Source organism: Mangrovibacterium sp. (assembly GCF_041596335.1).
Taxonomy (GTDB): Bacteria; Bacteroidota; Bacteroidia; order Bacteroidales; family Prolixibacteraceae; genus Mangrovibacterium.
In genome coordinates this window covers 110,689-122,219 of sequence record NZ_JBFHIT010000004.1, presented here as the reverse complement: position 1 = coordinate 122,219, position 11,531 = coordinate 110,689, and the positions used below count along the sequence as shown (strand labels likewise).

General features: G+C 41.8%; 4 protein-coding genes. 1 reads left to right on the top strand and 3 read right to left on the bottom strand.

Annotated features, from left to right (window positions below; genetic code table 11):
• Positions 1-8: 8 nt before the first annotated feature.
• The 3 genes from ABZD21_RS02900 to ABZD21_RS02890 form a co-directional block, all read right to left on the bottom strand.
• Positions 9-1,955, bottom strand: coding sequence for a RagB/SusD family nutrient uptake outer membrane protein (locus ABZD21_RS02900; protein WP_372772779.1), 1,947 nt, complete (start codon positions 1,953-1,955; stop codon positions 9-11).
• A gap of 34 nt (positions 1,956-1,989) precedes the next feature.
• Positions 1,990-5,151 carry a SusC/RagA family TonB-linked outer membrane protein gene (locus ABZD21_RS02895; protein WP_372772777.1) on the bottom strand — a complete coding sequence of 1,054 codons (3,162 nt, stop codon included), beginning with the start codon at positions 5,149-5,151 and terminating at the stop codon, positions 1,990-1,992.
• Positions 5,152-5,704: 553 nt separating this feature from the next.
• Positions 5,705-9,793, bottom strand: coding sequence for a two-component regulator propeller domain-containing protein (locus ABZD21_RS02890; protein ID WP_372772776.1), 4,089 nt, complete (start codon positions 9,791-9,793; stop codon positions 5,705-5,707).
• Between the two features lie 374 nt (positions 9,794-10,167).
• On the opposite strand from ABZD21_RS02890, the gene ABZD21_RS02885 reads away from it, so the two are divergent.
• Complete coding sequence (locus ABZD21_RS02885) at positions 10,168-11,121, top strand: calcium/sodium antiporter (protein ID WP_372772774.1); 954 nt, start codon at positions 10,168-10,170, stop codon at positions 11,119-11,121.
• Positions 11,122-11,531: the final 410 nt, after the last annotated feature.

Here is an 11,531-nt window from a genome sequence, read left to right as displayed (position 1 = left end):
ATGATGTTTTACCATCCCGGGTTTTGTTGAATATTATATAAACGATCCATATGGGATTGAGGAATAGGATACCAGTAGTTTCTTAGTGAATAACCACGTGACTCAGTCTGGATATCTACTACCTCATATTCGAAAGTCCAGTTTTCCTGATTCGTTGTACCGTCAGTCGCCACAAGTGTTGCACTCATCCCTTTGATCGGATATGTTTCACTAAACACTTCGTCAAACAGCATCCAACGGCGCAAATCGAACCAACGGTGGTACTCGAAACTCAACTCAATACGACGTTCATTACGTATTCTCTCGCGGAATGCTTCTTTAGAACCAGGAGTAATAATAGCTGGCATACCGGCTTTTGCTCTTACTTTGTTTATACATTCCAATGCGGTATAACCTGTTGCGCCTGTAACAGAACCTGTAGGACCTGCCACTTCGTTTAAGGCTTCGGCTAAATCTAACCATACACCGGTAGTGCGAATAAATTCGGCATTGTAGTGGTACGTACCAAAACCATCGGGATTAGAACCGATCTGACCGTAAGCCTCGGGCCACCAAAATTTCTTAAACATATAGCCGGTTGGGATGGTCTTACTGTAAGACGAGTAAGCGTTATCCATTCCCCATCCACTACCCAGGTCAGCACTCGCTCTCCAGGGTTCGAAATAGTAAGGACTGTGTACTGGTGCTTTCTTGTTGTAAGCAGGTAAATCATGCGTTCCAACATGACCGACTTTTCCCCACTGACGACCAGCATAAATTATGAAGTTGTAAAAACGGGGATCACGATCCATATAAGGTTTAGCGGCATGTTCCGGGTTGTTCCAGTCGAAAGCGGTACCATCAGCCATTTCGAACGCATCAACAAAATTTTGAGTAGGCATGCTACACGAGAAACCCCAAGATCCGGAACGACCAGAAACACGAAGGCTTTGATAAAGCATCGAAAGATCGGCCTCACGGTCACGGGCATTACCTCCGGCAGATAAGCCATTGCTACTCCGACAGAATAGTGACTCTTTGCCAATGTAGTTTGTATGATAGAAAATCTCCGTATAAAGGCTATCTCTTTCTTTCTCAGACAACCCTGTTGGATCAAACATCATTTTAGATGGACGATTCGTTTTAATATAATCTAAAGCAGCAGCAGAGTACTGAGCAGCCCGGGTAGCCCAATCGATATCATAATCGTCTCGTTCGATTGTCTCATCAACACTATTTTGCATTAACGGACTGGCAGCGTAAAGTGCAACCATCCCCTTTAGGGCATGAGCCGAACACTTTTCCACACGTCCCTGGTTCACATCAGGCCATTCGTGAGGCAATAAACCAATCGCCATATCCAGGTCACTAATAATATCTTCCGAACATTTTTTGTAGGATTGACGAGGTAAGTCAAGCTCCTCACCTCCGGCATATACTTTATCGACAGCTGGCATTCCACCTACGCGGCGAATCCACTCAAAGTAATACCAGGCACGGAAGAAATAAGCTTGCCCCATCAACCAGTTTTTCTGGTCCTGATTGGCACCAATTTCTGGTATCGACTCAATATTGTCGATCAGGTTGTTGGCTATACGCAAACAGAACGAAGCGTTGTAAATGGGCAAACCGGAGCCAGTCGCGTTATCGCCATTCTGATTGGTACTATTCCAACCGACTTCTTGCATGCCACTCTTATTATACCAGTCTCCCAAATTAAAGGCAGCATTGGGGCTTTGTGTACAGGCATTGTCGGTAATCGTTTCAATTTGGTAAATCCCCATACCACCGGCTGTCGCTCCGGAAAAATCATATAAGGCCCGGTAGCAATTGTCCAGGTAGCTCTGAGCCGTGTAGTAAGTTTCGTACACATCTTCTTCACTAAAATCCTGAGATGGTACCATGTCCAAATATTCTTCACAAGCGACAAGTGAAGCCAGTAAAAGGACAAACATTAATTTATATATTCGTTTCATCTGTTAAATATTAAAAGTTAAGCAATGACAATCGTTAAAACGCAGCTCTAATACCCAGGTTGTAACGTCTCACCATTGGGAACACACCTAAAGTAGTTGCCTCCGGATCTAAACGTTTATCCAGATCTGTGAACGTCAGCAAGTTATTTCCATTCACATATAGCTGTAGCTTACTCATTTTAAATCTGTCCAAAGCTTTCTTATTAAAGCTATAACTAACCTCGACATTCTTCAAACGCCAGTATGAAGCATCGCGATAAGAATAAGTACTTGTTTTTTGGCTGTAGCCGTTATATTGAGCAGTATGTAATGCAGGCTTAGAAGCATTCGCTTGATTATCTACGGTCCAACGTTCGGTAACATCAGGCCCTGCCGAATAAATACCGGCATCACCACTTAAATTATCGTAAAGAATAAAATCCGGGACGACCTTGCTTACATTGGAAACGCCATAAAACCGCATACTCATTGCCCATCCTTTATAGGATATACCACCTGCAAGGGTAAAGGTATTCAAGGGGTATTTCACGTTTTTGGTCACCACGTTATCATCGCTGGTAATCACTCCGTCGGCGTTATAATCGACATAGAGTTGATCGCCGGGCACTAACTTTGATTGCTCTGCGAAACTGGTTGCCGTGGTATAATTATAGATATCATCCAAACTAGTGTAGTAACCATTGTTAATATAGGCTGAGGTCCAGCTAATCGGTTTACCTGCTTGTTTCAAGTGGTCGGCAGTATTTACTCCATCGTTACGATAAACAATACGGTTTTCGTTGAAGGAAGCATTACCGCTTACCCAATAGCTCAAGTTTTCGCTTATTCGGTCATTCCATTTCAGTTCCACTTCAAGTCCGCGGTTTTTGGTCTCTCCCATATTGCCGGTTGCTGTGCTTCCGGTAGGCAAATACCATAGTGGAGCCCAAACGTCCATTAAGATATCCTCACGTTTTTCATTGTATAAATCCAATGTTCCGGTAATCTTATCAATTAAACCGAATTCAAACCCTAAGTTCTGCTTAATTGAAGTTTCCCAGGTAGCTAAGTCATTTGCTGCATCTCCCTCGCGATAAAGAGGTGACTGTACATTCGTTTCTGTGTCACCAAAGTATACACCACCACGCCAAAAGTTACCGCTTGAGGCAGCACTGTAACTCTGAAGATATAAGAAGCGTTGAGTACCATCCAACCCTGAAGTACCATAAGAATAACGCACTTTCAGGTTGTCCAGCCACTCACCGGCAAATTGTTTCACCATTGGTTCTTCTGAGATACGCCATCCAAGAGATCCTGAATAAAAGAAACCAAAGCGAAGTCCGGGAGCAAACGCTTCCGATCCATTATAGGAACCGTTTGTCTCTAATAAGTAACGATCCTTGTAACCATAAGTCACACGACCGACCCAGTCCTCTTGACGATACTGCACTTCATAAGTCGCAGGCTTACTTTCGCGACGACTAAACAAGGCCAAACCTGTTACTCTATGATCACCAAAGGTGCGTTCGTAGTTTAAGGCTGCCTCGTAGTAAATTTTCTTATTATAGCTTTTAAAGCTGTCATACGAAGCAGAAACAGGTCCGATACGCGACTCATCGCCAGGCCAACGTGCTTCGTTCAGCAATGGTAAAGTCCCGTCGTCATTCGGATTTGCATAGTCGTAAGAACGACTGTATAAAATAGCATTGGAAGAGAACGACCAACCTCCCGCGGTTATGGAAGATTCCCAGTTTGAATCACTCGTATACGAGAAAGAACCTTTTGCACTCAAACCTTTCGTAATAAAATCTAACTGCTGGTTCAATTTAAAATCCAAAAATCCCTGGAAGTATTTGTATTCACGTTCACCACCTGTGTTGAGTGCAACGAGTGGGTTACCACCACCACCCTGGTCGGCGGCATAGGTACCATCTGACCATGTAGCAGGATATTGGTTACGGCTTGCCGTGTAAAGACCGTTGAAAAACTGCTCTTGTCCATAACCATCTTCGCCGCCACCATCGATACGGTAACCCGGCTGATGGCGGTAGCCTAATTTCCCGGCCATATTAGCGGAGAAAACTGTTGATTTTGTTAAATTAAGGTCGAGATTGACACGCCAGTTATAGCGTCGATAGCTAAACGAAGGGTCAAAATCGGCGTTCTCCTGGCCTTTATATACATCACCATCGTTAAGATAGCCCAACGATGCAAAGTATTTCATAAAGTTAGTACCACCACTCACGTTTACGTTGTACTGCTGCTGGTAACCTACTTTCCTCATAATCAGATCCCACCAATTAACTTCCGGGAAGTAATCATTGTTAGGGCCATAATTGCCGGTAGCATAGGCATTTTCCCAAGCTGCAATCTTATACTCAGGGATTAACTCATCCCACAACTGGTCGTTGGCCACTGCCTCGTTCCACATCTGCATAGATGTGATATAATCGGCATACTCAGGAGATGCTGTTGGTTGTTTCAATCCAAAATTTGCTGAAAAGCTAACTTTGGGCTTTGAAATGGTACCACGTTTAGTAGTAATCAAAATAACACCGTTAGCACCAAGTACCCCAAATACAGCAGTTGCTGAAGCATCTTTTAATACCGATACACTTTCGATTTCATTTGGATCCACATCATCCATATCACGCTCTACTCCATCCACCAAAACCAAAGGGGTATTCCCCTGCCACGAGGCCATTCCCCGTATGAGGATACTACCTGCATCAGCTCCCGGTTTACCAGTACCGCTTGAGATAGAAGTTACACCAGGCATCATACCTTGCAAAGCTTCGGTGACAGTATTAACACTACCCACCTTTAAAAGCTCTTCTCCCTTTGTCTGAGAAATGGCAGCTACCGAAGAAGCCTTCTGTTGCGTACCATAACCAACAACCAATACCTGATCCAGTTCTGTAGTCTCACTCTCCAATTCGATGCTTAATTCTACACGTCCGTTTACCGGAACTTCCTGGGTGATATAACCAATAAATGTTACCACCAGAACTGCATCTTTATCTACAGTTAAAAAAAACTTTCCATCAAAGTCTGTAGTCGTACCGACTATCTCTGCGGATTTTGTTCCTTTTACCACCACCGATGCTCCGGGAAGTCCGCCCTGATCATCATAAACTGTACCCCGAACAGATATTTTCTGGGCCCAGCTAGCGGTAGCTATGAGAAACAATAACATTAACATTCCAATTTTTTGCATAGCCATCATTAGGTTTAAAAATTAATCTTTAATTAGGTTTCTTTACACATTTTAACAAATCTAGCTATTGCGTACCCATTAAGATCAGATATTTGATTCAATCAATCCCACTTATCATTCACACCCACTAGAATCTATATATCAACCCATTACACAAACCAATGACTAATTACTCATACTATTTGAATGATTTAACCGACAAAAAATCGCAATAAATGATCCTGCGAATCAATTAATGGCAGATCGAATTGTTAACAAACCGCACCGTTTAAAACATGAGGGTAGGCAATGGGAAAGCTGGAACCAAAAGAGCAGTTCTTTTTTATCTGTTTAAACAGAGAACTAGACTAGGGAAAAGAGGTGGCCTCCGTAGAGACCAACTGTTGGATTATAAAGAAGTGTGTACACTACGATTCTCGCTGAAAACATTAAGCGGCATTTAAGGAAGAAATTGTGCCGGTTGACTTGCTTTCAGAATACTTGCTCCATCTGCAAACAGGCAACAGCTTTTTCGAAACAAATCAAAACAAATTTCAGAAATCCAATTGAATGGCTATTTCTCTGGAGTCAACCGGTCGCCAGTTTGATAGGCTGTGGGAGTTACGCCGTACATTTTTTTAAAGCACGACCCAAAATAGCTTAAGTCGTTGAAGCCGCAGTTGTAAGCCACTTCCGAAACGGTAAATGCTTTGTTTTTTAGCAATTGCGCTGCTCGTCGGAGCCTGATATTGCGGATAAATTCGTTTGGCGATACCCCGATCAGGGTTCGCATTTTACGATATAACATTGAACTACTGGCGTTAAGTTCCTCTGCCAGCAGTTTCACCGAAAAATCCGCATCGCCGATGTACTTTTCAACAATCGACTTAGCCTTCAGAATAAAATCCTCATCGAGCGGAGTTATGCTAACATTCTCGGGTTCAAAGATCTGATTCGATTTAAACTGCCTCATGATGGCTTGCCGCTGTTTCAGAAGCACTTGAATCCGAAGCATCAACAATTTAATTTGTACCGGCTTTTCGAGATAAGCATCGGCCCCGGCTTCGTATCCGGCAAGTTTCTGCTCTTCGCCAACACGGGCAGTGAGCAATATGACTGGAATGTGGCTAAACTGAATATCGGATTTTATTTTTCGGCATAATTCTCGTCCCGACAAAAGGGGCATTCGAACATCGGAAATGATCAGATCAATATCTTTTTCACGGGCAATTTCGAGCGCGGCCTGACCATCAGCTGCTTCATGAACAATAAAATATTCGGATAAGGCCACCCGCAGTGTCTTCCGAAAATCATCGTTATCCTCAGCAAGCAATATAGCCGGCTTAGACCTGCTTCCATCTTCGCTCAAGAAATGATCATATCCTGTTTCATTTTCTTCCTCATTGCCGGGAATCTCCATAATTTCCTCCGGCAATATCGAATTCATTTCATTGATGGACGTATCGTCACCGGAAGAATAGATCGGCAAGCTGATTATGAAACCTGTCCCCTCTCCTTCAATACTTTCAACCTGTATTGATCCGCCTAACGCATCAACCAAACTTTTAGTGAGATTGAGTCCGATGCCAATTCCCGGACTGCTTTTTTCATTGGCAACCCTGTAAAACCGGTTGAACAGATTGGGCAGCGCATCCCGCGAGATACCAATTCCGCTATCTTTCACTCCAATCTCAAACATTTTCTCATTCAGTGATGCTGTCTTCAGGCTGACACTTACATTTCCGCCTTCAGGGGTAAATCGAAACGCATTGGACAGCAAATTATGGAGAATCATTTCCAATTTTTCGCGATCTGTTTTTCCTTTTAAATCGGGTTGAATCTGAAGGTTAAAGTCAATCTTCTTTTTTGCTGCCAAAAGGTTAAAATCCCGAACCGCATCGTTCACAAAGCCCGACAGATCTGTTTCTTCCGTTTTTATGCCCATATTCCCGGTTTCCAGCTTTCTAAAAAGCAGCAATGAGCGAATCAATCGATTCAGGTTGTTGATATTACGCTCCATTACCGCGACTGACTCCGGCAGATATTGTTTTTTCAAATTCAGAACTTCAACGGCCGATGACAAAATTGAGATCGGTGTCAGTAGCTCATGCGATATGTTGGTGAAGAAACGTAGTTTATATTGATTCAGCTTCTCTGATTTGAGGTGTTCGACCTGTTCCAATTCCAATTTCTGCTTAATCTGCAAGGCTTTAAACCGAAAATATACCACCATTCCGAATACCGATAATATGACCAGGATATAAAACAGATAGGCCCACCAGGTAAAAAAAGGATTCGGACGGACAACGATATCCAGAACTTCTTCTTCGGCACTCCAAACCCCCTGCGAATTGGAACCACGAACCCGTAAAGTATATGTTCCCGGCTCAAGATTCGAGTAGTTGGCTCCGCGCATCTGGGCATTTACATATTTCCAGTCCTTATCAATTCCATCAACCCGATAGGCATACTGATTGGCATCGGGGAAAAGATAACTTAACGAGGAAAAAACAGTGCTAAAATCGTTGTGAGTATGATCTATCTCTATTTTTTTTGTCACACCCTGCACGTACGGATACCGCTGGCCATCGACAAAAACATCTGTAACAACAACATTAAAAGGATCATTTCCTTTGGTAATATGAAGCGGATCAAAAATATTGAACCCATTGTGTCCTCCCACATAAAACCGACCGGACTTATCGTTGAAGAAAGAACGCGATATAAAAATATTCCCCTGCAAACCGTTCCTGTAAAAATACCGATCTGCAGTTTCCGGATTGTTTAATGAAAATCTGGCAAGACCATGATTGGTCGTTATCCAAATATTACCATATGAATCCTGATTGATTCCATACACAATATCTCCGGAAATAAATTGCACGGGATGTGGGGATACAAATTTCTCGGTCGCCTTGTCAATGTAAAACACCCCTTGCCCTTTTGTTCCAATCCAAATCCGGTCATTTGAATCTTTAAACAACGTAATGATTTTCAACGGCGCTTCTTCTTTTGACCAATGCGTAACCTCCGTCTCTCCTTTATTTAGTTCCAACATAAAGAGCCCGGCCGACTCAGTTGAAACAAGCAACCGATGATTATCATACGACACAATTCCGGTTACCGCTCCTCGTGCCGAAGTTTTTGGGATGAAGTTGAGAAAATCAATGTACCGAATCTTAAATTCGCCATTCCCATGGTGCGAAATACGATTGATACCCAATTCCGTGCCGGCATAGATATCCCCATTTTTTTCCAGATACAGAACGTTAACTTCGCGCCCCTTAAAGGCTCTCTGTGTGGTGTTGTTATTAATATATTTTATTTCGCCTGTTTTGGGGTTAACCTGAACCAGACCATTGTACCTGGTCCCCATCCACAAAACGGAGTCCTGATCCCAAAGGAATGAATTGACCGTATTCAGATCAAACTCGTCCGCAATTTTTCGGTATTCCGGAACATCTTTATAGTGAGAGAACTGTTGCGATTTGAAATCATAAACAACAAATCCCAGACTCAACACCCCGAGCAATAATCGTCCTTTTTTGTCGATTTCAAAAGCGTGCACCGCTTGTGTTCTAATTTGCTGATCTAATTCAGGAATTTGTTTCGTGACGAATTTCTTCTGATCCAGGTTGAGTTTCATTGCTCCCCCGCCCTTTGTAGCAATCCAAAGTAAATCGGAACGATCGCGGAAAATATCCTTAATAATATTAGAGGAAATATCTTTATTGTTGCTGGTGGTATAATGGCTAATCTGGTGTTTTCTGGTTAGTGGATACCGAATAGCAGCCAAACCGTATGGTGTACCAATCCAAATTGTATTATTGATATCTTCACGAATGACATGGATAATATCTCCGGGGATTGAATTACTATCCTCTGGATGATACGTAAACGACTTGATCACATTAACTGCGGAGTCGGAGCTAACATCGAGCACATGCAAACCACACCCCCAGGTTCCTGCCCACAAATAGCCCTGACTATCGATGAAAAGCGAATTGACGGAGTTTGTAGTCCCAATTGGCGATGTACGTTCAAATAATTTGTACGAAGTGAGTTTTTTACTTTCCGGCCGAAGCAATAAAAGTCCGCGTTCCCAGCTGCCAACCCAAATTCGCCCCTTAGAATCTTCAACAATTTGTTTTGGAACAATATTAGTTCTCCCGTCTTCAAGTGTAAGTATGTTGGCTGTTTGTGCAACAGGATCTAACTCATAAAGAATTTCGTCAGTTGAAACGTATATTTTTCCGTTTCGGGCAGTTAAGCAATCAACAATACCCTTCTTATCCAACAGGTCGACTGCAAATTGCATGGTCGGTTCAAACGCTTTTGTATACGCATAAAACCCATGATTTGTACAGATAAAAATACGATCCTCGTTATCCGATACAATTTTATTAATCTGTACCCCATAAAATAATCCAAGTTGCGGGTCTGTCTTAAAACTTCTGAATTCGTAGCCGTCGTAGCGGGCAATACCTTCATCAGTTGAGAACCACATGAAGCCATTCGAATCCTGATAGATTGAATTAACGACATCTGAAATCAATCCTTTGTAGTCGCTGTCGATTCTTTCAAAGTAAAGCTGGGAGTAACTCTGAGCTTGGGCCAGAGACTGCAGTATTAAAAATAAAAGAACAAAAAACAACCGGATCATAATCAATGGCTTTGGTTAGTTATATTTGTTATTGTAGGTTCAGTGCAATTCAAACTGCAATTTCACGAGTGCTATAAAAGCGCTACAAGGTTTGACAAAAGTAAATTATTAGATGAAGGATGCAAATCCATCGGGTTGCATTGTTTCCTTTTTATCGGCTCAATTTTTACTTTCGATGATTTGGACAAGCATCAAAAACCTTCACAACCAATTTAGAACTGATGCTTCTGTTTTTCAATTCGTATTTTCGACCTTTCGCCATGTAGATATCCGTTCCGCCTGCACCTACCAAGCGATTATCCAAACGAAATACTTTGCAGGAAATCGCAAAACCAAACTCATATTCGATTACATTTGGCAAAAATAATGATTGTATGGTAATTCCTGTCTTATTGGTTGTTGCGGGATTTGTCTCCTTGATTTTTGGAGCAAACTGGCTTGTTGACGGAGCTTCAGCTTTAGCAAAAAAATACAATGTGTCGGATTTGGTGATTGGGTTGACAATTGTGGCTTTTGGCACTTCGGCTCCTGAATTAGTTGTAAATATTATTGCTTCGCTGAATGGCTATTCCGACATTGTTCTGGGGAATATCGTCGGAAGCAACAATTTCAATTTGTTTATTATTCTTGGTTTCTCCGGATTAATTCTGCCGATTAAAGTTCAATCATCAACAGCGTGGAAAGAAATACCAATTTCACTGTTTGTTGCCCTATTGGCATTGTTCCTGCTAAATGATTTTCACTTTTCCGGACCAACCTATTCAAGTAGAATTGATGGATTTATAAACCTGGGATTGTTTTGCCTTTTCTTGTATTATGTCTTTACTCAACTGAAAAATGAGCCTCAGTCTCATACAACTGACCATCAAAAATCAGCGATAAAAATCTGGAGCTTTATAATTTCAGGACTTGCCGGATTGATATTGGGCGGACACCTTGTTGTGACGAATAGTGTTAGCATTGCCTCCACATTAGGCGTTAGTGAAAAAATCATCGGGCTAACGATTGTTGCTGCAGGAACATCGTTGCCGGAACTGGTCACATCGATTGTGGCAGCAATGAAAAAGAACAGTGACATCGCCATTGGTAATGTCATCGGTTCAAACATTTTCAACATCCTTTTAATTCTATCCATTAGTAGCATAATAAAACCGATTGAGTATAATCCGAAATTCAATTTGGATTTGTTCATTTTAATCGGAGGAACTGTTTTTGTATTTACTTCGATGCTAACCGGCCAAAAGAAAAAGTTAGACCGCTGGGAAGCGGGGATTTTATTTGGATTTTACATTCTATACACCGCCTATTTAGTGATGCAGGAAATATAGTGGAAATGATCCGGCAAGATGGTCGTGATAGTATATGCACAACCACAAAATATTGGAGCGTTACCATTAATAATTATAAAACTACGCCACCTCAATCATATTTTTTGCAAAAAACAAATCTGGAAATATAAAAATCTATATTTGCGAAAAGTTCAAATGAATACAATCTGGATTTAAGTCATTTCATTTCCCGCTATCCGGGTAAAGTCTTTGTTGTCTCCTGCAACAGGCAGGTAGCGAACGAATGAGCAAATTTTTTGAATTTAAATCGAATTCAGATTCCTTATAGTTTACAATTAACAAGTTGGAGAATTGCTTAATAAAGTAGTTGAAAATGTGATGTTTGGCTTTGTTAATTAAATATCATGTCCACTCCTACAGGGAGGTAACAGAGTGTTGTAATAAAAAAC

Excerpts from the sequence above, each read along its gene's own strand:
- ABZD21_RS02885 (WP_372772774.1), top strand. The coding sequence starts at position 10,168 with ATGGTAATTCCTGTCTTATTGGTTGTTGCGGGATTTGTCTCCTTGATT.
- ABZD21_RS02895 (WP_372772777.1), bottom strand. The coding sequence starts at position 5,151 with ATGCAAAAAATTGGAATGTTAATGTTATTGTTTCTCATAGCTACCGCT.
- ABZD21_RS02900 (WP_372772779.1), bottom strand. The coding sequence starts at position 1,955 with ATGAAACGAATATATAAATTAATGTTTGTCCTTTTACTGGCTTCACTT.
- ABZD21_RS02890 (WP_372772776.1), bottom strand. The coding sequence starts at position 9,793 with ATGATCCGGTTGTTTTTTGTTCTTTTATTTTTAATACTGCAGTCTCTG.